Origin of the sequence: Sporosarcina sp. FA15, assembly GCF_051550195.1 — a bacterium.
Classification (GTDB): Bacteria; Bacillota; Bacilli; order Bacillales_A; family Planococcaceae; genus Sporosarcina; species Sporosarcina psychrophila.
The window spans coordinates 4,570,504-4,593,288 of record NZ_CP188818.1; the positions used below are offsets into that span (position 1 = coordinate 4,570,504).

At 41.3% G+C, this 22,785-nt stretch carries 27 protein-coding genes and 1 riboswitch; of the genes, 20 read left to right on the forward strand and 7 right to left on the reverse strand.

The features are described 5' to 3' along the window. Positions 1-26: 26 nt before the first annotated feature. The 11 genes from yunB (at position 27) to ACP8HG_RS21925 (ending at position 10,999) form a co-directional block, all read left to right on the forward strand. Positions 27-788, forward strand: coding sequence for a sporulation protein YunB (yunB, locus tag ACP8HG_RS21875; RefSeq protein WP_067206351.1), 762 nt, complete (start codon positions 27-29; stop codon positions 786-788). A 55-nt stretch (positions 789-843) separates the two neighbouring features. Further along, a riboswitch (Lysine riboswitch) is annotated at positions 844-1,025 on the forward strand. A 143-nt stretch (positions 1,026-1,168) separates the two neighbouring features. Beyond that, the gene (locus ACP8HG_RS21880; RefSeq protein ID WP_342537679.1) at positions 1,169-2,740 is read left to right on the forward strand and encodes a Na+/H+ antiporter NhaC family protein; all 1,572 of its coding nucleotides are present in this window, start codon (positions 1,169-1,171) and stop codon (positions 2,738-2,740) included. Between the two features lie 399 nt (positions 2,741-3,139). Next, entirely contained in the window at positions 3,140-4,333 is a 1,194-nt protein-coding gene (locus tag ACP8HG_RS21885) for an ABC transporter substrate-binding protein (protein WP_438297994.1), read from the forward strand. 133 nt (positions 4,334-4,466) lie between these two features. Continuing rightward, positions 4,467-5,342 (forward strand): branched-chain amino acid ABC transporter permease, encoded by an 876-nt coding sequence (locus ACP8HG_RS21890; RefSeq protein WP_067206357.1) that lies wholly within the window; start codon positions 4,467-4,469, stop codon positions 5,340-5,342. Positions 5,343-5,355: 13 nt separating this feature from the next. Further along, positions 5,356-6,306: a branched-chain amino acid ABC transporter permease gene (locus tag ACP8HG_RS21895; RefSeq protein ID WP_067206360.1), complete on the forward strand. Its 951-nt coding sequence runs from the start codon at positions 5,356-5,358 to the stop codon at positions 6,304-6,306. Continuing rightward, positions 6,296-7,075: an ABC transporter ATP-binding protein gene (locus ACP8HG_RS21900; RefSeq protein ID WP_067206363.1), complete on the forward strand. Its 780-nt coding sequence runs from the start codon at positions 6,296-6,298 to the stop codon at positions 7,073-7,075. The genes ACP8HG_RS21895 and ACP8HG_RS21900 overlap by 11 nt, the downstream gene beginning before the upstream one ends. 2 nt (positions 7,076-7,077) lie before the next feature. Continuing rightward, positions 7,078-7,785 (forward strand): ABC transporter ATP-binding protein, encoded by a 708-nt coding sequence (locus ACP8HG_RS21905; RefSeq protein ID WP_067213852.1) that lies wholly within the window; start codon positions 7,078-7,080, stop codon positions 7,783-7,785. Positions 7,786-7,927: 142 nt separating this feature from the next. Further along, positions 7,928-8,887 carry a lipoyl synthase gene (gene lipA, locus ACP8HG_RS21910; RefSeq protein WP_067206365.1) on the forward strand — a complete coding sequence of 320 codons (960 nt, stop codon included), beginning with the start codon at positions 7,928-7,930 and terminating at the stop codon, positions 8,885-8,887. Between the two features lie 18 nt (positions 8,888-8,905). Beyond that, a complete protein-coding gene (locus ACP8HG_RS21915; RefSeq protein WP_187046911.1) occupies positions 8,906-9,217 on the forward strand; it encodes a YutD family protein in 312 nt (103 codons plus the stop codon). A gap of 565 nt (positions 9,218-9,782) precedes the next feature. Continuing rightward, complete coding sequence (locus ACP8HG_RS21920; protein ID WP_438297995.1) at positions 9,783-10,232, forward strand: DUF86 domain-containing protein; 450 nt, start codon at positions 9,783-9,785, stop codon at positions 10,230-10,232. A 2-nt stretch (positions 10,233-10,234) separates the two neighbouring features. Continuing rightward, positions 10,235-10,999 carry a TIGR01457 family HAD-type hydrolase gene (locus ACP8HG_RS21925; RefSeq protein WP_421102347.1) on the forward strand — a complete coding sequence of 255 codons (765 nt, stop codon included), beginning with the start codon at positions 10,235-10,237 and terminating at the stop codon, positions 10,997-10,999. Between the two features lie 39 nt (positions 11,000-11,038). Here ACP8HG_RS21925 and ACP8HG_RS21930 read toward each other — a convergent pair whose 3' ends face one another. After that, complete coding sequence (locus ACP8HG_RS21930) at positions 11,039-11,275, reverse strand: YuzB family protein (RefSeq protein ID WP_067206374.1); 237 nt, start codon at positions 11,273-11,275, stop codon at positions 11,039-11,041. A 332-nt stretch (positions 11,276-11,607) separates the two neighbouring features. On the opposite strand from ACP8HG_RS21930, the gene ACP8HG_RS21935 reads away from it, so the two are divergent. Then, positions 11,608-12,675: an NAD(P)/FAD-dependent oxidoreductase gene (locus ACP8HG_RS21935; protein WP_187046913.1), complete on the forward strand. Its 1,068-nt coding sequence runs from the start codon at positions 11,608-11,610 to the stop codon at positions 12,673-12,675. 378 nt (positions 12,676-13,053) lie between these two features. Here the strand turns inward: ACP8HG_RS21935 and ACP8HG_RS21940 are convergent, their stop codons facing one another. Next, positions 13,054-13,383: a YuzD family protein gene (locus tag ACP8HG_RS21940; protein WP_340741589.1), complete on the reverse strand. Its 330-nt coding sequence runs from the start codon at positions 13,381-13,383 to the stop codon at positions 13,054-13,056. Positions 13,384-13,468: 85 nt separating this feature from the next. Here ACP8HG_RS21940 and ACP8HG_RS21945 point away from each other — a divergent pair, with 85 nt between their 5' ends. Further along, on the forward strand, positions 13,469-13,705 hold the full coding sequence (locus ACP8HG_RS21945; protein WP_187046915.1) for a NifU family protein: 237 nt from the start codon (positions 13,469-13,471) through the stop codon (positions 13,703-13,705). A gap of 37 nt (positions 13,706-13,742) precedes the next feature. Here the strand turns inward: ACP8HG_RS21945 and ACP8HG_RS21950 are convergent, their stop codons facing one another. Continuing rightward, complete coding sequence (locus tag ACP8HG_RS21950; protein WP_187046916.1) at positions 13,743-14,420, reverse strand: DUF2225 domain-containing protein; 678 nt, start codon at positions 14,418-14,420, stop codon at positions 13,743-13,745. Positions 14,421-14,550: 130 nt separating this feature from the next. Here ACP8HG_RS21950 and ACP8HG_RS21955 point away from each other — a divergent pair, with 130 nt between their 5' ends. The 4 genes from ACP8HG_RS21955 to ACP8HG_RS21970 all read left to right on the forward strand — a co-directional run bounded on the left by ACP8HG_RS21955 (position 14,551) and on the right by ACP8HG_RS21970 (position 17,657). Then, positions 14,551-14,913 (forward strand): HesB/IscA family protein, encoded by a 363-nt coding sequence (locus tag ACP8HG_RS21955; protein ID WP_067206387.1) that lies wholly within the window; start codon positions 14,551-14,553, stop codon positions 14,911-14,913. Between the two features lie 250 nt (positions 14,914-15,163). Further along, complete coding sequence (locus ACP8HG_RS21960) at positions 15,164-16,381, forward strand: NAD(P)/FAD-dependent oxidoreductase (protein ID WP_067206389.1); 1,218 nt, start codon at positions 15,164-15,166, stop codon at positions 16,379-16,381. Between the two features lie 344 nt (positions 16,382-16,725). Continuing rightward, positions 16,726-17,223: an NUDIX domain-containing protein gene (locus tag ACP8HG_RS21965; protein WP_067206392.1), complete on the forward strand. Its 498-nt coding sequence runs from the start codon at positions 16,726-16,728 to the stop codon at positions 17,221-17,223. A 107-nt stretch (positions 17,224-17,330) separates the two neighbouring features. Continuing rightward, entirely contained in the window at positions 17,331-17,657 is a 327-nt protein-coding gene (locus ACP8HG_RS21970; RefSeq protein ID WP_257722502.1) for a YuiB family protein, read from the forward strand. A 49-nt stretch (positions 17,658-17,706) separates the two neighbouring features. Here ACP8HG_RS21970 and ACP8HG_RS21975 read toward each other — a convergent pair whose 3' ends face one another. Continuing rightward, entirely contained in the window at positions 17,707-18,183 is a 477-nt protein-coding gene (locus tag ACP8HG_RS21975; protein WP_187046917.1) for a divergent PAP2 family protein, read from the reverse strand. Between the two features lie 157 nt (positions 18,184-18,340). Here ACP8HG_RS21975 and ACP8HG_RS21980 point away from each other — a divergent pair, with 157 nt between their 5' ends. The 3 genes from ACP8HG_RS21980 (at position 18,341) to ACP8HG_RS21990 (ending at position 21,465) form a co-directional block, all read left to right on the forward strand. Continuing rightward, on the forward strand, positions 18,341-19,852 hold the full coding sequence (locus ACP8HG_RS21980) for a leucyl aminopeptidase (protein WP_187046918.1): 1,512 nt from the start codon (positions 18,341-18,343) through the stop codon (positions 19,850-19,852). A gap of 63 nt (positions 19,853-19,915) precedes the next feature. Continuing rightward, on the forward strand, positions 19,916-20,191 hold the full coding sequence (locus tag ACP8HG_RS21985) for a hypothetical protein (RefSeq protein ID WP_187046919.1): 276 nt from the start codon (positions 19,916-19,918) through the stop codon (positions 20,189-20,191). A gap of 317 nt (positions 20,192-20,508) precedes the next feature. Next, a complete protein-coding gene (locus ACP8HG_RS21990; protein ID WP_342537684.1) occupies positions 20,509-21,465 on the forward strand; it encodes a nuclease-related domain-containing protein in 957 nt (318 codons plus the stop codon). Between the two features lie 195 nt (positions 21,466-21,660). On the opposite strand, the gene mnhG is transcribed toward ACP8HG_RS21990, so the two are convergent. Genes mnhG through ACP8HG_RS22005 form a run of 3 tightly spaced genes read right to left on the reverse strand, consistent with a single transcriptional unit; the run spans position 21,661 to position 22,785 of the window. Beyond that, entirely contained in the window at positions 21,661-22,044 is a 384-nt protein-coding gene (gene mnhG, locus ACP8HG_RS21995) for a monovalent cation/H(+) antiporter subunit G (RefSeq protein ID WP_067206403.1), read from the reverse strand. Beyond that, a complete protein-coding gene (locus ACP8HG_RS22000; protein ID WP_067206405.1) occupies positions 22,028-22,309 on the reverse strand; it encodes a Na(+)/H(+) antiporter subunit F1 in 282 nt (93 codons plus the stop codon). Before ACP8HG_RS22000 ends, mnhG begins: the two co-directional genes overlap by 17 nt. Beyond that, positions 22,306-22,785, reverse strand: a complete 480-nt coding sequence (locus ACP8HG_RS22005; RefSeq protein WP_067206407.1) for a Na+/H+ antiporter subunit E — start codon at positions 22,783-22,785, stop codon at positions 22,306-22,308. The genes ACP8HG_RS22000 and ACP8HG_RS22005 overlap by 4 nt, the downstream gene beginning before the upstream one ends.

Below are 22,785 nucleotides of genomic sequence, written 5' to 3' on the forward strand. Positions count from 1 at the left end.
CATAACGTATAGTAGGAGGAGTCGTCTTGAGATTTCACGGCCAAGTTACTAGAAAATCCAGGAAGAAAAAACGCAAATTGTTACCCCTTCTTATTCCTGCAATTCTTATCGCAATTGCCCTTTTTATTTACATTATTAATGCAAGGCTTGCCCCAATTTATATTCAATATGCAGAGGTACAGACAGAAAAAATCGCGGCCCATGTTATCAATAAAGCCATCAATTCCAGGACTGCCAATGTACTTGATGTCAATGATATCATTGTAAACGTCCCGAACGATTCTAAAGGGATGGTGAAATTCAACACTGAAATCATCAACAGAGTATTAGCGGAGACACATGGTCTTGTCGAGTCCCATCTTCAACAGGCTGAAGCGGGCAATCTAGCTTTATTACCAACAGATGAGATAGAATTTGATTCGCAAGCAATGAAACGTGAAGAGGGAATTGTCTTTTTTGTCCCTCTTGCTCAAGCGGCAAATATTCCACTACTAGGGAACTTAGGGCCTAAAATACCGATTCGTTTTCATGTCATTGGTCAAGTACAAGCGACTATAGATACAAAAATTAGTGAATTTGGTATTAACAATGCCGTTGTTGAAGTGAATATATTATTAACAGTAAATGTCCAAATCATTGTCCCACTTGCAACAAAGCAAAGTGTAGTGACACAGAAGATTCCGGTAGCTATGGGACTAATTCAATCAACAGTACCTCAAATCTATACGACTGGTGGTGGGGATCCGCCATCGGTCGAAGTTCCAGCCCCTCCCGCGATAGAGGAATGAAAAGGGACTTGAAAATGGTGTGGATAACTGATAGGCTAGTAGAGGATTGAAATATCGATTGGGTAGAGGCTGCATTGCTTATTAGTCACACACGCGAGATTGACACCGATGACCGTGTGTAAAAGGAAGCTTTGCCGAAGTTTGGTAAGATCGTCGGGATCTATCAGGCTGGGGTTATTCCGAATAGGGATAACACTGTCATACATTTTTGAACATGTATGATGAGCTACAAGTCGTGAGTTAGATAAGCAGTATTAGTTATCCAACAAACGAAACGTAGATAAAGCCGGCTCCTGATGCACTCTGCTGAGTGTAATTAGTAGCCGTTTTTTTATTCCCCCTATACAGGGCCTCAACCCGACTAAATGGAGGAATAGTAGATGATAGGAACATGGGTATCAATTTTACCACCACTAATCGCAATTATTATGGTGTTTGCAACTAAACGGGTGCTGTTGTCGCTCGGAGCAGGAATAGTCTCAGGTGCTCTGCTGGCGGCGTCGTTCGGACCTGTTGAATCATTAAAAAATTTATTGGAGTCAGTTAAGGCTACATTTTGGGATGGTGGACTGAATACAGGGAACATTTACATTATCCTTTTCATCCTTCTATTAGGGGTTATCACTGCATTTGTTAGTTTATCCGGTGGAAGCAGGGCATTTGCAGAATGGGCAGTGCGGCACATCAAAACAAAACGTGGTGCAAAACTGCTCACAGTATTTCTCGGTATAGCTATTTTTGTGGATGACTATTTCAATGCATTGGCAGTTGGCCAAATTGCTCGTCCGATTACAGATCAGCATCGAGTTTCAAGAGCAAAACTAGCTTATTTCATCGATTCAACCTCAGCACCGATTTGTGTCATTTCACCAATTTCAAGTTGGGGTGCCTTTTTAATAGGCCAACTTGCACTTATATTTGGTGGTGCTGCAGCGATTAGCTATTCACCACTATCTGCCTTCATTATGATGGCGCCTATGAATTTTTACGTTATTGCAACACTTGCAATGGTGTTTTTCCTTGCGTGGACCAATTTCGATCTATTCGAAATGAAGAAACATGAACAACTTGCTACAGAAACAGGTCAATTATTTGATCCTGCTAAAACAATTCCAGGTCAGTTAAAAGAAGACTTCCCAGTACACGCACATGGCCGCGTTCGGGATTTAGTCGCACCAATCGTCACACTTGTTGCAGTGACATTTGCGGTTATGATTTGGACAGGTTATTTAGCCGGCGGATCAATGAGCCTTTTGTCAATTTTTGAAAATACGGATGTCTCTCTTGCATTACTGTCGGGTGGAATTATCGCCACGCTAATAGCGGTAGTATTATATATGCAACAGATGAAAAATAATGAAACGGCAAGCTATTCTCTTATTGGCAGTGCCTTTATAAATGGATTGAAAGCAATGATGCCACCTGTGCTGATTCTTATTTTTGCATGGTCATTATCATTCCTGATAGGAAAATTGGAAACAGGCTTATATTTATCAGAGCTTGTGTTGAAATCGAATATATCGGTTTCATTCCTGCCGGTCATCATGTTTATCCTTGCTTGTATTATGGCCTTTTCGACAGGTAGCTCATGGGGGTCATTTGGTATTCTTATGCCGATTGCAGGAACCATAATGATTGACGCGGCACCGGAAATGTTACTGCCAGCACTTGCAGCAGTACTTGCGGGAGCAGTTTTCGGCGATCATGCTTCACCGATTTCTGACACAACGATTCTATCTTCTACAGGTGCAGGCTGTAACCATATAGATCACGTTGCGACACAGTTTCCTTATGCATTAATCTGTGCATTGGTGGCCACAATGGGCTATATCATCTTAGGTATCACAGGCTCCATATGGATAGGTCTAGTTGGTGTTATTGTTATTCTTGTAGTATTGTTTTCTGTTTGGACGATGAAAGCTAAAAAAGAGGCAACACAGCTGTCTTTATAATAGTAAATGATTGGAAGCGGTGAACTTTTTACCGCTTCTTTATTATGTTTAAAATAGTTTTCTAACAAAAAAATGTTTTGACAATAGTCAGATAGGTATATATACTAGGCGTTAAGACTAAAGTAATCAGAAAATGGTGAACTTCCATTCAATGATTAGTTAAAAGTATTAGGAAAGGATGATATTGTATAACTGATCTTTCTATTAACTGTTAGACTTATTCGAAGAAATTAAACTTCGAAAGATGAGAACTGAAAACTCTCTATAGACCGAATAGAAAGTTTGTTTTACAATAAGCATGTAAGCGGAAACAAAATGATATCTTTCGGAATGCTAAATCGTTTGTCGTACTAGTTCGATTTAAATTGTCGGAAGTATCAATCAAAAGGGGGATTTTATATGAAATTGAAAAAGTTTGCAAGTGTATTTGCCGCTTCCGCTCTAGCAGTCGGATTGTTGGCAGGGTGTGGTGCAGGGGACAAAGCTGAGGAAGAAAGCACAGGTGGATCTAAGGGCGGCGATACGATTAAAATCGGAGTCAACCTTGAATTATCAGGTGCTGTTGCCTCTTACGGTACTTCCGAACTATCGGGAATTGAACTTGCAGTTGAAGAAATTAACGCTGCAGGCGGTATTGATGGCAAGGAAATTGAACTTGTCAAAGTCGATAATAAGTCTGAGCCTGCCGAAGCAACGAGTGCAGCGCTTAAATTGATCACTCAGGATAAAGTAATTGCAATCATCGGAGCAGCTACAAGTGGTGCTACTGTTGCACAGGCTGAAATCGCTAATGGCAACAAAACTCCACTTATCAGCCCATCTGGGACAAGCCCGAACGTAACAGTTAAAGATAACGGGGACGTTAATGAATTCGTATTCCGTACGTCATTTATTGACCCATTCCAAGGAACGGTTGCAGCAAACTTTGCAGCGAATGATCTTGGTGTTAAAAACGTAGCGATTTTCTCTGATAATGCAAGCGATTATTCAAAAGGTCTTGCATCATCGTTCAAAAAAGATTTTGAAGCTGCAGGTGGTAAAATTGTTGCTGAAGAATCTTACGTAGGTAAAGATTCTGATTTCCGTTCAACTCTTACACGCATTAAAGCAGCAAATCCTGAATTCATTTTCATCCCTGGATACTATGAAGAAGTAGGATTGATTGTTAAACAGGCTCGTGAAATGGGTATCACTGTTCCACTTATGGGAGCAGATGGTTGGGATTCTCCAATTCTACTTGAACTTGCCGGTGCAGAAGCATTGAATAACACATTTACAACAAATCACTATTCATCTGAAGATCCAGACGGTATCATTCAAGAATTCAACAAAAAGTTCAATGACAAATATAGTAAATCACCTGACGCATTTAATGCCCTTGGTTATGACACGGTTTATCTATTAGCTGATGCTATTAAACGTGCAGGCGGTCCAGATTCTGTGAAGATTAAAGATGCTCTAGCTGAAACAAAAGATCTTGAGCTTGTAACTGGCTTGTATTCGGTTGATGAAAACCATCACCCTGTCAAATCGGCTACTATTCTTGAATACAAAGACGGCGAACAAGTCTTCAATACAAAAGTTAATCCTTAAATCAATCACGCAACTAATAGAAGTGGTAAACTTCTGCTGAATGAAGTTAAAACTGTAGGAATGGAGGGAGGATGTCCTCCCCTCATTCCTTTTTTAAGCCTTATTTTAAAGCTGGAAAAGGAGTGAAAAGTTAATGGAATGGTTACAACAGCTAATAAACGGTATTTCACTCGGCAGTATTTATGCGTTAATTGCACTAGGCTATACAATGGTTTATGGAATTATCAAACTCATAAACTTCGCACATGGTGAAATCTTTATGATTGGTGCATTTATTGGGTATTACTCCATCGCGGGTTGGGGTCTTGGATTCATCCCTGCCCTACTATTATCAATGGCTTCCTGCGCAGTTATTGGCGTTCTTATCGAACGAATAGCCTACAAAAGATTACGAAATGCGACAAGAATCGCGGCGTTGATTACTGCAATTGGGGTGTCACTTCTTATTCAAAATGGTGTCATTTATATGCGTGGTGCGCAACCTAATGCGTATCCAGAAGTACTACGCAATAAATCATTTGATTTTTTCGGTGCTCAAATAAGCAGTCAGTCAATCCTAATTCTTTCTGTTTCTGTCACATTGATGATCATTCTTCAATTTGTTGTACATAAAACGAAAATCGGAAAAGCGATGCGAGCTGTTTCCTATGATGCTGAAGCAGCTAAGCTGATGGGAATTAATGTTGACAACACAATCTCGGCTACGTTTGCGATTGGATCAGCTTTGGCTGGTGCAGCGGGCGTTATTTTCGGTATTTATTATACAAAGATTGACCCGTTAATGGGTATTATTCCTGGTTTGAAAGCATTCGTCGCAGCTGTCCTTGGTGGAATTGGAATTATTCCCGGAGCCATGGCTGGAGGTCTTGTGCTTGGAGTAGTAGAAACATTTGTCAGTGCGCTTGGTTTCTCTCTTTGGAGAGATGCTGCGGCATTCGTCATTTTGATTTTAATACTCATCTTCAAACCGTCGGGACTCTTTGGTAAAAATACACGTGAGAAAGTGTAGGTGAAACAATATCATGAAAAAGTCAAAACAGTTTTGGTCATTTATTGCTTCATCTCTAATCGTTTATACGGTTATTCAAGTGCTCATAAGTGTAGGTATATTAAATGATTTTCATTCTAATACATTAATCTTTATGGCAATTAATATTATGTTGGCCGTCAGTTTGCACTTAGTAATTGGTGTTACAGGACAGTTTTCACTTGGTCATGCAGGATTCCTAGCAGTGGGAGCCTATATTTCGGCAATCGTGACGATGAAATTCCAACTGCCATTTCCAGTTGCAATTTTAGCGGCAGGGGTTATTGCTACAATTGCAGGGCTAATCATTGGGATTCCAAGTTTACGGCTACGCGGCGATTATCTAGCAATTGCTACACTTGGATTTGCGGAAATCATTCGTATTGTTTTCTTGAATATTGAATATGTAGGTGGAGCGGCAGGGATGCAAGTGACGCATTTAACTACATGGACCTCTGCGTTTATCTGTCTTTTCGTTACAATAGTAGTTATCGTCAATTTTACAAATTCAAGGCATGGTCGCGCGTGTATTTCAGTTCGAGAGAATGAAATTGCGTCGGACGCTATGGGCATCAATACAACGTATTACAAAGTTTTAGCTTTTGCAATTGGTTCTTTCTTTGCGGGAGTTGCTGGGGCTTTGTATGCACATAACTTTTACATTATTCAACCTGCTAACTTTGGATTCTTAAAGTCAATCGATATTTTGATCTATGTTGTGTTGGGTGGTTTAGGAAGTTTGTCAGGAGCAATTGTTGCAACAATATTATTAACAATCGTTTCCACATTCTTACAAAGTTATCCTGAAACACGCATGATTATCTATAGTCTAGTACTTATCATTGTTATGCTTTATCGTCCAAAAGGCTTAATGGGCACAATGGAAATAACGGATTACTTCAAGTTATGGAGAGGTTCGAAAGGAGGCAGCCAGCATGACAAGTGAACCGTTACTGAGAGTGACAGATGTAGGTATACAGTTTGGCGGGCTGAAGGCAGTTTCGAATTTCAATATGGAAATCAATCAAGGTGAACTTATTGGGCTCATTGGTCCAAATGGAGCGGGTAAGACAACGAGTTTCAACTTATTGACAGGTGTTTATAAGCCTACGGAAGGCGATATTTTATTCAAAGGGAAACGTATTAATGGTATGGCTCCTTATCAGGTAACACGCAGGGGAATTAGTCGGACATTCCAAAATATTAGGTTGTTCAATGAACTATCCGTTTTGGATAATGTTAAAGTTGCTTATCACTCATTAGCGAAGCATTCAGTTCTAAGTTCTATGCTACGTCTTCCATCCCATTTTTCTGGGGAGAAAGAAATGGAAGAAAAAGCAATGGAATTCCTCAAGATTTTTGAATTGGATAAATATAGAGATGAAGATGCAAAAAATCTTGCATATGGGAAGCAGCGGAGGCTTGAAATTGCACGCGCATTAGCCGCAGGCCCGGAGTTGTTACTACTTGATGAACCAGCTGCTGGGATGAACCCGCAGGAAACGAAAGAGCTAATGGAGTTAATCGCATTTGTCCGTAAGAAATTCAATCTAACCATTTTATTAATTGAACATGATATGAATTTGGTAATGGGGATTTGTGAACGTATTTACGTATTGGATCATGGTGTACTTCTTGCTGAAGGAACTCCTGAAGAAATCCGTAATAATCCGAAAGTAATCGAGGCTTATTTAGGGGAGGAAGTTGACGAATGAGTATGCTGAAAGTTGACAACCTCAACGTCTATTATGGTAGTATCCATGCGCTTAAAGGTGTATCTTTACATGTAGATCAAGGTGAAATTGTGACATTGATTGGTGCGAATGGTGCTGGGAAGAGTACGTTGTTGAAAACATTATCAGGTTTATTAAAACCAAAAGAAGGCACTATAGAGTATTTGAATGATTCAATAGCGGGTAAGCAAGCCCAAGCCATTGTAAAAGCAGGAATCTCCCATGTACCTGAAGGAAGACGAGTGTTTGCAGATATGAGCGTTGAAGAGAATATTGAATTAGGTGCTTTTTTAAGAAAAGATAAAGCGGGTATTCAACAAGATTTCCAAAAAGTCTATGAGATTTTTCCACGCTTGCATGAACGACGCAAACAATCAGCGGGAACGCTGTCTGGCGGAGAGCAGCAGATGTTAGCGATGGGTAGGGCTATCCTGGCAAGACCGAAATTGTTGTTGTTGGATGAGCCCTCAATGGGACTGGCTCCACTAATGGTTAAGACGATTTTTCAAGTCGTCAAGGATATTAATCAAGAGGGAACAACGATTCTCCTCGTAGAGCAAAATGCCAATATGGCCTTGTCAATTGCTAACCGTGCGTACGTTATTGAAACGGGGCGTGTCATTCTTTCAGGGACTGCTGAGGAGCTGCATGCCAGTGAAGAAATCAAGAATGCTTACTTAGGTGGCCATTAATTGAAAAGAGACAGTGCTTGGTAACTAGCACTGTCTCTTTCTTTGTAAAGGTAATCGAATTAGACCCTAGGGATGGTTGTTTGAAGTCTGAATATATGATACATTAGCAACAGTAGTGAAAACACTTTATAAGTTTGTAGGAATGGAGTCGGTCGTCGTGTCATGCAAACCGGAACAGGGAAACAGAACGGAACACGTTAGAAAACCCGATTGGTTGAAAATCAAGCTAAATACGAATGATAACTATACAGGCCTTAAAAAAATTATGCGTGAGAATAATTTAAATACTGTATGTGAAGAAGCTCGTTGTCCAAATATCCATGAATGTTGGGGAGAGCGCCGTACTGCTACATTTATGATTCTTGGTGCAGTTTGTACACGTGCATGCCGTTTTTGCGCCGTTAAAACAGGTTTACCAACAGAACTAGATCTTGCAGAACCAGAACGCGTTGCAGATTCTGTTGCGCTTATGAATTTAAAGCATACAGTTGTTACAGCAGTAGCGCGTGATGATCAGAAAGATGGAGGATCTGCGGTATTTGCAGAAACAATCCGTGCAATTCGTAGAAAAAATCCATTTACAACAGTTGAAGTTCTGCCATCTGATATGGGCGGCGTTTATGAGAACCTTGAGCGACTCATGGATGCTAAACCAGATATCTTGAATCACAATATCGAAACGGTACGTCGCCTAACACCAAGGGTTCGTGCGCGAGCGACATATGACCGTTCACTTGAACTATTGCTTCGTGCAAAAGAAATGCAACCTGATATTCCTACAAAATCTTCTTTGATGCTTGGTCTTGGTGAAACACATGAAGAAATTCTCGAGACAATGGATGACCTTATTGCGCATAAAGTTGATATAATGACAATAGGCCAGTATTTACAGCCTAGTAAAAAACATTTAAAAGTACAAAAGTATTATTCGCCGCAAGAATTTGGCGAGTTGAGAAAAATTGCAATGTCCAAAGGGTTCTCACACTGTCAGGCAGGTCCACTCGTACGCTCGAGTTACCATGCTGATGAGCAGGTGAACGCGGCTGCAAAAGAAAGGCAGCGTCAAGGTGATGAACAACTTGAAACAACACTGCAAAGTTAAATTGGCGGTGAAAGTTGATTGATAATTTTAGAAAACTGGCAATTTGATATACTGACAGACTACCGTGAGGGATTTAATGAAGAGGCTTTGCTTGCAAGATACAGTGATGTTCTCCTCAAATACGACTACATACTTGGGGACTGGGGATACGGACAACTCCGTTTAAAAGGGTTTTTCGAAGATACAAACCAGAAAGCAACGTATGAAACAAAAATCAGCACCTTACAGGATTATCTTTACGAATACTGTAATTTTGGCTGTGCCTATTTTGTATTGAAAAAATCAGGCCGGGTTAAACTGGAAGCAGAAACTCCTGAAGTATCTGAATAACTAGGCTCGCGCGTGGATCTTGAATCTGCCCGCGAGTTTTTTGTTGTATAGAAAATGATAAAATTCACGACCTATGGATAACCTTTGAAAAATGATAGTCCACGAACAGAATCCTGCGCCTGGAGGTTCTTAGGGTGGAATGTATATATGATTGGTTGCGGGACGTAAATGCTCGTTTGCGTGTATATATGATTGGTTGCGGGACGTTAATGCTTGTTTGTGTGTATATATGATTGGTTACGGTATGTTAATGCTCGTTTGCGTGTATATATGATTGGTCGCGGGACGTAAATGCTCGTTTGTGTGTATATATGATTGGTAGCGGGAGGTAAATGCTCGTTTGTGTGTATATATGGTTGCTCTCGGTATGTTAACGCTCGTTTTGCGGGATATATATAATCAGTCTCGCTTACGCTTTCATTATCCCCTATATATAGAACAAATGAATACCTATTTATACTGAGCGGAGGCGCCTTACAAGGGGATATCTGTATTTCAAATTATCTAGTATCGCAAATATGGTATCATAAGATGAAAATAGTTGAACAATCAGGAGGGAAAGTCCATGTATTTTGTTGACCGAAACCAAATCAGTGAATCGCTAAATCATATGGAAGTTTTACTTGAATTGTACAGAAATGAAAAAGAGTGGCAGAAGGATATTATCCATTCACTTGCGCTTGAACGGATAGCGAATGTACTTATCGAGTCGATTATTGACGTCGGAAATTCGATGATTGACGGTTTTATCATGCGTGACCCAGGGAGTTACGAAGATATTATTGACATAATGGAAGACGAGCGTGTTATCACTTCCGAAATGGCAGGACCGTTAAAAGTGGTAATTGAACTTAGGAAAATGATTGTGCGTGAGTTCACTAAAGTAGACGTTGGGATGATAATCGAAGTATTGAATGCCTCAATGGATGAACTCCTTGAGTTTCCAAAAAAAGTGCGTCATTATCTTGAAAATGAGCTTGGTCCAGTATCTGCCTTCTTACCGGAAGAGAAATGATTATGGATAAATACAAAGCAATCTGTCTTGATTTAGATGGAACTGTTTACCGCGGGACTGAACCGATTTCGGAAGCGGTCTCTTTCATTGGAAATATGCAACAAAATGGAATCGATCCCTATTTCATCACAAATAATTCTTCGATGACACGTGTGCAGCTTCGGGAGAAACTGGCATCATTCGGAATAATCGCAGATTCTGACCGCATCATGACATCTGCGATTGCTGCCGCAAAGTACTGTAAAGAAAATTATAGAGGTGCATCTGTTATGATGATTGGTGAAAAAGGGTTGGAAGAAGCATTAGCGTCTGAAGGGATAGCAATCACAGCAACGAATCCCGATGTTGTTATCATGGGGATTGACCGAAGTATAACGTATGCGAAATTGGCGGATGCTTGTCTGGCGTTACGGGGAGGCGCGCATTTCATTGCAACAAACAGTGATAAAGCATTTCCCACGGAAAGAGGACTTGTTCCGGGGAATGGATCGTTTGTCACCTTAATGGAAAGTGCAACTGGGGTATTGCCGCTATTTGTTGGGAAACCTGAGCCGCATATGCTTGAATTCATTCAGGTAGAAAACGGCTTTCGAAAAGAAGAGATGGTTATGATTGGTGATAACTACGATACGGATATACAAGCGGGAATTCGTTTTGGCATTGATACGATACATGTTGCAGGAGGCGTCACTTCGCCAAAAGAAGTACTCTTGAAAACGCAGCAACCGACTTATTCGTACCAGACATTACTTGATTGGATAATATAAAAAAGCTAGCCGCCTGAAAAGGGCGGTTAGCCATAATGCTCAAAAGAGCGGATTGTCTTCTATATATTGATAGATGCGCTCGGTCAGCTCGTCGTTTGTATCTGCTTCGACGATTTCACCATTGACGATTGCATACAGCGATTCTGAACATTTTGTACAGTAACTTAAACAACCATACTCAAGAACATCAAGATTTGGATCTTTCTCCAATTTTTCAAATGTTTCTTGCGAATAGTTTGCGATATTACTCATGCAAAATTCGACAATCGGATTCACGATGATCACCTCACCTATTTGAAATCCTACTCTTTTTTTCTTCGCACGTCAACAATCTGGCATTACCGGATGGACCGACTAAATTAACCACGTTCTATGGGGTGAGACTAAATAATTATATGTGTTGAACGTGTGAATACCTTCATAAATTCAGCGTAGATGACCTTGTATGGGGGAGTCGAAGCTGATTTAAAGGTTTTTTAAAATCATAAAGAAATTATTCATGTTGATTAAAATTGCACTTTACCGTGAATCATTGTGAAGCATGTCACAAACTGATATAATCGTAATTGGGAAAACAACGGATTAATGGATTACGAAGGAGAAAACTTATGAGAAAACTTGTATTATTAGGTGCCGGATATGGGAATATGCGCATTTTACTACGTTTATTGACAAAAGAATTGCCGAGTGATGTCGAAATAACGCTTGTCGATCGGACTCCGTTTCATAGTTTGAAGACGGAATTTTATGCGCTTGCATCTGGAACTGTATCGGACTCAGTCGTGCGTGTTCCACTTCCGGAACATGATAGGCTGAAAGTTGTTGGCGGAGAAATAATAGAAATCAGGCCGGATGAGAAGTGCGTCTATCTTGATGATGGCGTGCAAATCATGTATGACGAATTGGTAATTGGGCTTGGCTGTGAAGATAACTATCATGACGTACCAGGAGCGGCAGAGTACACGTATAGTATTCAGACGATTGGTAAATCCAGAGTTACGTACGAAAAACTTCTTGGTCTTGGTAGTGGTGCAACGATTGGTATTGTTGGAGCCGGCTTAAGTGGGATCGAACTTGCTAGCGAACTCCGGGAAAGTAGACCCGATTTGAACATTAAGCTGTTCGATCGCGGCCCACGGATTTTGAGGGACTTCCCTGAGAGACTTAGTAATTATGTTAAAGGGTGGTTTGACGAACATAATGTAGACGTCGTTGCGAGTTCTAACATTACAAAAGTGGAACCGACGACCCTATTTAACCACGAAGAAACAATCGCGGTTGATGCGGTTGTCTGGACAGCTGGGATTCGCCCGGTTGCACCTGTGGAAAAAATTGATACGGAAAAAGACGGATCAGGTCGGGTTGTACTGAACAAGTATCATCAGTTGCCTGAATTTAACGATGTCTATATCGTAGGAGACTGTGCGGCGCTTCCTTATGCTCCAAGTGCGCAAGTAGCTGAGGAACAGGCGGAACAGATTGTACGCATATTACGTAACGTTTGGAACAACGAACCACTTCCGGAAACTATGCCGGAAATCAAGCTGAAAGGGTTCCTCGGATCCCTTGGTAAGAAGCAAGGATTTGCATACCTTGCTGACCGTACTGTAACAGGCCGTATTGCACGATTGTTGAAGTCTGGTGTGCTCTGGATGTACAAATGGCATAATGGTTGACAAAAAAACCTTATTCGCATAGTCGCGAATAAGGTTTTTTTTATTGTCTAGGAAATTATAAATCTCGTATTGTGGGTAAGTTGTAACGTAGTGATTGTACGTCTATATATTCGTCACTACTTATTTAGCATTAACTAGGTGATAAACCTCATCAGTATAACGAACAAATCTAGCGAAGGAGCGACAAGTGTGAGTCGAAGCAATAAGACCAAGGAGGGATGCAGTTAAATCCCTCCCAAGGGATCTTCTGGCGGGCTTATTACTTGAGGCCATCACCAAGCGACAAAGCGGTGTTGGAAGAACATTCTATTTATTAAGCACCGACCATATAGACTTCAGCGCTTTTGTTCTTCTCATTTATCTTGAAATTTTATCAGTTTAAGATTCAGCTATATAGCCGTTCTTTTCAAGCGCAGCAAATACCGGTTTTAATTGAATATAGCCTTCACCAATCATTTCGTCGTTGATCATGACTAGCGGATAGAAGAACTCATCGTCCTGTATTTGCTGGACAACTTTTTTGTGTTTGTCGTCGGAAACAGTAGACTCGATATCAATGTAAGTGATATCGTATGGCTGATTCGGGTACTTTCTATCGATAGCAGCTTGAAGCCATTCGTATGTGTCTTTGGATGAAGGTGAATTGACACAGCTTGCACAGATGATATCTGCACCATAAATTTCAATGATTGTAGTAGTGATACTCATATTAATTGTCCCCTCCCGATTGATTGTTGGATTTTTTCTTCTTTCCAGTTTATAATAAGTATAAGGAAAGGAGAGTTAAAAAACAATGACAGATACAGCGTTAACTGAACCAGTACAAGAAGTATTAGATAAATTACGTCCATTCCTCCTACGTGATGGGGGAGACTGTGAACTTGTGGATATCGAGGATGGCATCGTGAAACTTCGCCTTCTTGGTGCTTGCGGTACATGCCCAAGCTCGACGATTACACTAAAAGCAGGGATCGAACGAGCACTTTTGGAAGAAGTTCCAGGTGTCGTTGAGGTAGAACAAGTATTTTGATTTTAAGTGGGACGGTCCGAATTTCGGTCCGTCTTTTCTATTTTATTGCCCGAATATCTTGCCATCGTTCTTTTGTCATCTCGATGAGCTTCGGTTCAGAGGATGTGCGTTGGCGTTCTAGAATGCGCGAAAAGCTTTTTATTGCCTCATTCTCATCACCGATTTTCCAAGATAATTCTGCAATCAAATACAATACCCTTGTTTCTGACATTTGGGTTCCAGTGAAATCTCCTTCTGAAAACGCTGTAGTATAGAAATTTCGTGCGATTGTTAGAAAACGCTGTTCTTCTACCTCCGCTCCTTTATCACGATATAACCAAGCAATTCGTAAGGTAAGTCCTGCCAGTGTAAGAACATTTTCCTTTTTGAACATGGCGCTTAAATAGGCAAGTTTATAAGTTTCAATGGCTTCATTGATATCACGTGCTGCACTGAAAGATCGGCCATTCCATTGAGATGTGATTCGTGCAGCTATGTCTTCTTCTGTGCCAGGAGCAAAATAAGAGGAAAAATCATCGGTAGAAGAGAAGCCACAGTGAGGGCAGACTGCAACGTTATAAAAGATTGGATTTACCTCTGGATTTGAGTAGACAGGTTTGAAGTCACTTTCGTGGGATGAAACCCGAATGAATCTTGAGCGAATTTTTGTGGTAGTGAAGTTTTGCTTACAATAAATGCATGCAACTTTTTTATCATAAAAAGGGCTGATTTCCATGTAGACCCACCTTTCGTACTAGTTAACTCATTATAGCGTATATCCTTCAACACTGGAGTTAATATGATTGCGTTTTGCTCGATTTAATTGCTATTATAGAAGGAAGAAAACAAAGGGAAGGTGAACACGAATGACACAAGTTGTTGAGGTTACTAAAGCTGCAGCAATTCATGTAAGAGAAATGATGCGTCATAATGAGGAAGAAGGGTCATTCCTGCGTGTCGCTGTGAACGGCGGAGGATGTAGTGGTTTGACATACGGAATGGGTTTTGAAACTGAAAAGTCACCGGATGATCTTCTGCTTGAACAGCATGGTTTACAAATTCTCGTTTCTAGTGAAGATGCCGGCGTTCTTGAAGGCACACAAGTCGATTATAAAGAGTCCCTTATGGGGGGCGGATTTACCATAAATAATCCCAATGCAATTGCTTCTTGCGGTTGTGGAACATCATTCAGAACAGCTAAGAAAGAAGGAACTCCAGCGGACTGCTGATTTCTTTTCTAGCTCTCCTAAATCATACTTAGGAGAGCTTTTTTTGTCGAATTATAGTTGTGTTTTTTTAGTCAGTATTTTCAAATATTTGCTATTTCAAATATACTATTGAAAAGCCCCATCAAAAGGGCTACTATAAGAGATAGAAGTTTGTCGAAAAAATGACAAAGGCCGGGACTGTGTAAATCGTCGGTGTACCGATTTCACGTGGGCCGGGCACATAAAAAAATCAAAGGTGGTTTCGATCTTCGTGAAAAGACCGACAATTTTAGTATTAGGCGCGGGTTATGGCGGTTTAACAACAGTTGTTAACTTGCAAAAATCTCTTGGAGCAGACGATGCAGATATCGTTCTTATAAACAAAAATGAGTATCACTATGAATCGACATGGCTTCATGAAGCAGCTGCAGGAACAATGTCTCCTGAATCAGTGCGTTATGATATCAAAGATGTTATTAACAGTAATAAAGTAAAATTCGTCCAAGCTGAAGTTCAAGCAATCGACGTTACTGGGAAAGTCGTAACGACAAATGTTGGTACACATACATACGATTACCTTGTTATCTCACTTGGTTTTGAAGGCGAAACATTTGGTATTCCAGGTCTTGATAAATATGCATTTTCTATTGCCAACGTTAAAGCAGCACGTCAAATTCGCGAACATATCGAATATCAATTTGCGACTTGGTCAACTGAAGAAGTTAAAGACGATAGCCGTCTGACAATTATCGTTGGAGGAGCGGGCTTCACAGGCATCGAGTTCCTTGGCGAGCTTGGTAACCGTGTACCTGAACTTTGCAAAGAGTTCGACGTTCCACAAGAAAAGGTACGCGTACTATGCGTAGAAGCAGCGCCAATGGTTCTTCCAGGATTTGACCCTGAGCTTGTAGATTATGCTGTTAAGCATTTGAACTCTAAAGGAATCGAATTCTCGATTGGTACGCCAGTTGTAGAAGCTACTCCTGAAGGCGTTAATATTAAAAAAGGCGAAGACGTATTTGAATTCGTCAAAGCTGGCACAGTCGTTTGGGCTGCAGGTGTCCGTGGTAACCGTCTAATCGAAGAAACGGGTATCGAAAACATGCGTGCTCGTGTTAAAGTAGACAAAGATCTTCGTGCACCGGGTCATTCCGATGTATTCATCGTTGGAGACTGCGCACTTATGATTAACGAAGCAGTGAACCGTCCATTCCCACCTACTGCACAAATTGCTATGCAACAAGGTGACATGTGTGCGAATAACATCATCGCACTTATGAAAGGTGAACCAACTTCTGACTTTACACCTGATTTAAAAGGTAGCGTTTGTTCACTTGGAGATAGCGATGCAATTGGTGTCGTATTCGGTAAAAAAGTAACGGGTACTAAAGCTTCATTCATGAAGAAAATGATTGATAATCGTGCGCTCTTCATGATTGGCGGAGTAGGTCTTACACTGAAAAAAGGTAAATTCAACTTACTTAAATAAAACACTTCTGAAGCACTCGCCCGTCCTTGACGGCGGGTGCTTTTTTAAAAGATAAGAAAGTATTAGTTATTCACTTGGAGTGGTTTCTAGGCTCCAGGCGCCAACCCCTCGGGTCATAAGCCGTTTTGCTGTGGAGGCAGAAATACGCCTCCTCGCAAACCGTCTTATGCCTGTCGGGGACGGACGGCGCCTTACGCTTTTCTAATTGTCTAGACTCCAACGCCTAGCCCCTCGAGTCGCTTCAGTCCTTAAGTTAAAGGCAAAGAACGCCTTTATCTTAAGGCCCTCCAGCGCTTTTCGGGTCTACCAAGGCGCTTACGCTTTTCTTATGAGGAGGATCCTAAATGTCACGAAAAATGCGAGGTAATGTATGGCTTGGCGCGGCAGGGCTTGTTGTGAATAGCGAAGGACAGTGGCTTGTTGTTAGGAAAAACTACGGTGGTTTAAAAGGTTTATGGTCCATACCGGCAGGATTTGTTGATGGTGATGAAACTGCAGATTGCGCAGCGATTCGTGAAGTAAAGGAAGAAACAGGTGTTGTCTGTCAGCTCGAAGGAATGATTGGGTTTCGTACAGGCGTATTGAATGGAGAGGTGAGCGACAACATGGCCATATTCTTGTTGACGCCTACTACTAAAGGACAGATATTAATTCCGGAGTTAAGAGAGATTTCAGAAGTCGCATGGAAGAGTCCATTCGATTTAAAGGAAGATAAGGACGTCTCTGTGATGATTCATGAAATTGCGGAAAAGGTGATCGAATCAGGGTTTGATGAAATTGAAAATATCAACCCGGGCGATCAATTCGGTTATACTTCTTATAAACTATTTTTCAAAAAGTGATCTATTACAACAGGGATAAAATCGACAAATTATTGAACGAGTCGTGTAATGTTGAAAGCGTTCATTCGTTCCTGTAAAATAGTGAATGGAAAACGGAGGTAGTCACATTGGGAACGATTTCATTAACGCACGTCGTTTTATCTATAATGATTTTCATAGTAATGTTTTTTGGAATAGGATTCTTATTGAATATGCTTCTTCGAATGACATGGTTGATGGCCATCATTTATCCAATTGTCGTCATACTAATTATTGATGAAGTACGTGTATATGAATATGTCACGAAACCGAAATACGCGTTCCAGCTTCTTGGTGACAAAGCTATGGCACTTCATACAGCTGATATCCTCATTTTAGCAAGTGGACTTGTCGGAGCGATTATTTCAGGTTTTGTTATTAAGTTATTAAGAAAACAAGGTTACCAAATGTTTTAAGAAAAAGGTGTGTTCAAGCGATTATGCTTGAACACACCTTTTTTCGTAGTTAGATAATGAATGAATAGATAATAACAGAGATAAGGATACCAGTTACAGCTCCTGCAAACACTTCACTTGGTTTGTGACCTAGCAACGTTTTTAACTCTTGAATTTTTTGTTGTCCATCTTTCTGCTGCCAGCCTTTTGCTTCTTGAACGAACGTTTGGAAGTCTACTCGCATTTGATTGATAATCAGTGCTTGTTGTCCTGCCTGGTAACGAATTCCCGTTGCATCAAACATGACGATGACAGCAAAGATGGCAGACACGGCAAACATAGGTGAATCTAATCCCTCTTCATAAGCGATTGCAGTCGTCAATGATGTAACTGCAGCCGAATGAGAGCTGGGCATCCCTCCTGTTGAAGTCATTAATTTCCAGTCAAGTTTACCTTCCAGGAAATAATGAATCGGGATTTTGACGAATTGAGCAAAGATAATACCGAATAATGCCGCAATTAACGGGGTATTTTGTAATAAGGCCATTTACTTCGACTCCTCTATAATGTACAAAAATTGTGTATTCAGTATACCATAATGACGTGCTATAAAAACAAGTTAGTACGGATTCCGAATGAAATACTACGAAGGGCTGAAAATTTAGGCTATACTAAAGAATGTAGGTAAAATTGGAGGTTGTCAAATGAAAACAATAATATTGGAACCGAATTTTGATAATGTAGAAGCAGAAGTACTTGTAATTGGTGTACCCGAACATCCGGAAAATATAACAGGCTGGGACGGCTTCGTCAGTTCATTCAGTTCCCGTTTACCAGAATGGGTTAAATCTGGAGATGTTAAAACTGAGTTCAAAAGTATTGTTAAAATGCCATCCGTAGAAACTGGAGGCTACAAGCGTGTAATATTTATCGGACTTGGTTTGCATAAGGAATTGACGGAGGATCGTTTGCGTCAAGTATTTGCGGCGGTCGGAAAAGAGCTTGCAAGCATGAAAGCGGCCTCTGCCGCTATTTGGACGGCTCCATTCACGAATGACAAGTTAACGTGTGAGGATGTTGTTTTTGCGGCAACGGAGGGTATTGGACTTGGCATGTACAAGTTTGAAGGATACCGCACGGATTCAAATGAACGCGATATTGCACTTGAAACGTTGTCATTCTTATCTTCATTTGATGAAGATGAGCTGAAAGCGGCCTTTGAAGTAGGGAAAGTTCATGCATACGCGGTTAATGAAGCACGAAATCTAGTTAATATGCCGCCTAATATATTAACGGCGACTAAAATGGCTGACTATGCACGTGAAGTCGCTGAAAAATATGATTTTGAAATTGAGGTACTTGGTAAGAAAGAAATGGAAGAACTCGGTATGGGCGCTATTCTAGCAGTCAATAAAGGTTCAGTGGAAGAGCCTAAGTTAATCGTCATGAAGTATGCTGCAACTGAAAAATGGGAAGATGTTATCGGTCTTGTTGGCAAAGGAATTACCTATGATACAGGCGGCTATTCATTGAAAACGAAAGACGGAATGGTTGGTATGAAAGGTGATATGGGCGGTGCGGCTGCAGTCCTAGGGGCAATGACAATCATAGGAGAGCTGCGTCCTGCGAAAAATGTCATCGCTGTGATCGCGTCAACGGACAATATGGTTTCCGGGGATGCTTTTAAACCAGATGATGTTATCACATCACTTAGTGGGAAGACGATAGAGGTGCTCAATACAGACGCTGAAGGACGTCTTGTTCTTGCAGATGCGGTTACATACGCTAAGCAGGCAGGCGCAGACTGTCTGATTGACGTTGCGACACTGACAGGCGGCGTTATCGTCGCGCTTGGTATGGACAAGACAGGGGCGCTTACAAATGATGAAGAATTCTTCGAAGAGTTCATGCAGGCATCCATGGAAACGGATGAATTCGTCTGGAGACTTCCGTTAACGGAAAACGATAAGAAAAGACTACGTAAAAGTGATGTGGCAGACCTGAATAACTCGCCAGGAAGAGACGGACATATGATCTTTGGCGGTGGATTTGTAGGGGAGTTTGTTGGCGACACGCCTTGGATACATCTTGACATTGCGGGGACATCGGATGCGGTTGCTGCACATGATTTAGGGCCTAAAGGTGCAACTGGAGTCATGGTACGGACGCTAGCGACTCTTGTTGAACGGCTAGCCGAAACCGATAGAGAAGTGTAATAGGCGATTGCCTCTTTCCTATTAGTCTTATTTGAATAGGATAAGTAGGAGAGGGGAATGATTATGACTAGAGGATTTCACGGTGGTGGCGGATATGGTCGAGGTCGAGGTGGAGGTTTTGGCCGTGGTGGTTTTGGTCGCGGTGGCTTCGGTCGAGGATTCGGTTTTGGTGACTTTGGCGGACCTTTCATTGGCGGATTTGCTGGTAGTTTATTAGGAAGTGCATTGTTTCCTGGTGGCGGATACGGATATGGCGGCGGATACCAATCCTATCCATACCCACCGTATCCATACCCATACTATCCGTATCAACCATACGGATATTACGGGCCATACTAAAAAAAAGCCTGCCAACCGAGTTTTCGGCTAGCAGGCTTTTTTTAATGGGGAAACCGGTGTGACGGTTATAAAGTCATCCATGGCGAGCATAACCCTGCCTAAGACGGTCATAACAAGCATCAAGAAGGGCATAACACTAGCCAAGGCGAGCATAACGCACCTCGTGCCGAGCATAATCTTTTTTGAGCCGGTTAAGTCTTGCGATATGTTCAATTGAATCAGGTTCCAGGGTTCTGAATATTCGACTATATATCTAGAATCAATTGTATAAATATGTTACACTTTCGTGGATAGTTCTAATTTTTCGTAGAAGGGGGATGGGGAATTTCATAAGCAAATCAAGAAAAGAACCATTGCAACTAGAAGGGCTATATGCTGCAATTAGTCGCTTGCCACTGAGTCAAAGAACGTTACCAATTTTAGAAACGGCATATGCTTCAAGGAAAGCTGGTTTTGGTGGAGAGCAACAATTAGACAAGGTTTTTGAAAATTACTCTTTTCCAATGAAATACCGCGTTTTGCATGATGTATCACTAGTATCCAGTACTCCTTTTCAAATCGACACACTGTTCGTTACCCCATCGTATGCGGTTATATTTGAAGTGAAGAACATCTCAGGTGAACTTAAAATAGTTAACAATCCACCGCAATTAATCCGAGTACTCAACAATGGGGAAGTAAAGGGATTTAATAGCCCCATTACGCAAGTCGAGAATAATTGCACCTTATTGCAAGACTGGTTTCACTCTCGAAATATTACATTGCCTGTTTATGGTGCAATCGTATTAGCGTATTCCAAACAACGTGTTGAACTGTTTGATACGAAAACCCCGTTTCTTTTCCCTAATGCCGTTCCGAACTTCATACGTAATTTACCGATAGTTCCCCCACTATTGGATGAAGAAACATTCTCGACGCTGACAAGTGACCTTGTCAATAGTCATCGTGAATACATCCCGACCCCTATTTGTTTGACCTACCCTGAGATAAAGAACAAGATCCTGACTGGCGTTGCATGTCCATCCTGCAACTTTTTAGGCATGCAGAAGTACATGAAGGGATGGCGTTGTACCGCATGTGGAAGGACAAGCCCCGACGCACATAAGCAAGCAATCCGAGATTGGTTCCTTTTATTTGGTGGAAAGATGAAAAATAAAGATTGCCGTACATTTTTGCACATTGAGCGTCAAAGTGCCACTCGAATTTTGCAGGGTATGAATTTACGACTAGAAGGTGCTAATCGAAACAGAACCTATTCAATGTTCTTTAAATAGGACGGAATTTCTTAAGACGGTCATAAACTCGTGCATGGCGGTCATAACATACTTCAAGACGGTCATAAACTCATCCGTGGGGAGCATAACCCTCCTTAAGGCGAGCATAACCCACCTCATGCCGAGCATAACTATCATCATCCAAAAAACGCACCCCTTATCTAATAAGGGGTGCGTTTTTCACTCATTCAAAGCTTAGTCTTCCTTCTGATGAGTTGGAGGATTCTTTAGTTTAGCTTGCTTGATAACTTCTGCAAGATCATCACCAACAGTTAGTTCTGTCGGTTTGACGCCCGATATATAAGCTGCGCGGCTCATAAGATGTCCGCCAATCGGAGAGGTAATGAACAGAAATGCAATTGCCAGTAGAAGTTGAATACTAAAATGGCCTTCCTTCAACCAAAAGTGAAAAAACACACCTAGCAGAATACTAAGCACACCCAAAGTTGCACTCTTAGAAGCGGCATGCGCCCTCGTATAGACGTCCGGTAAACGAATGATACCAATGACGGTTACGATAGTGAAAACGATGCCAACGACGATTGTAAGGACGATGAGGCTATTAGCTAGTACGATCACGTTCGATTATCTCTCCTTTCTCAATGAATTTTGAGAATGATACGGTTCCAATGAATGACATAATCGCAATAAGCAAGATGACTTCCATGAAAAATCCGGTATCGAAGATGACTGATAGTAGAGCGATTGCTGAAATAAGCATGACACCAATCCCATCCAGTGCGACGAGCCGATCCGGAATAGAAGGACCGCGGAACACACGGTACAGCATACCGGCAATCGACAGCAGGACAAGGATTAGACAAACCCATATGAATGTCGTCATGGTCGGCTTACCTCCTTAATGGCTTTTTCGAATGAATTTTTGATTGAATCAATTGCGTCATCAACATCATCGACGTCAATGGCATGGATATAAAGCGTTTTTTGATCATCAGAAACGTTCAACACAATTGTTCCCGGTGTCAATGTGATCAGGCTCGATAGCAATGTAATCTCCCAGTCATGTTCAAGGTCAGTTGGCAAAGCGAAAATCATAGGTTGAATATTCATCTTCGGCCGTAAGACGACTTGCAGCACTGAAATATTAGACAAAGTCAGCTCCTTGAAGAAGAGTAGTGCTAGTTTAAACGTTGCCCAAAGTCGCCAGATGTAAAGTCTACCAGGGAAAAAGCGTCTCGTCATAATGATCAAAAGCAGACCAATCAAGAACCCAATGATGAATGTTGAAGCGGTGAATGAGGTGCTCATGAACATCCAGACGAGAGCGATGAAAAAGTTCAATAATAGTTGAAATGCCAT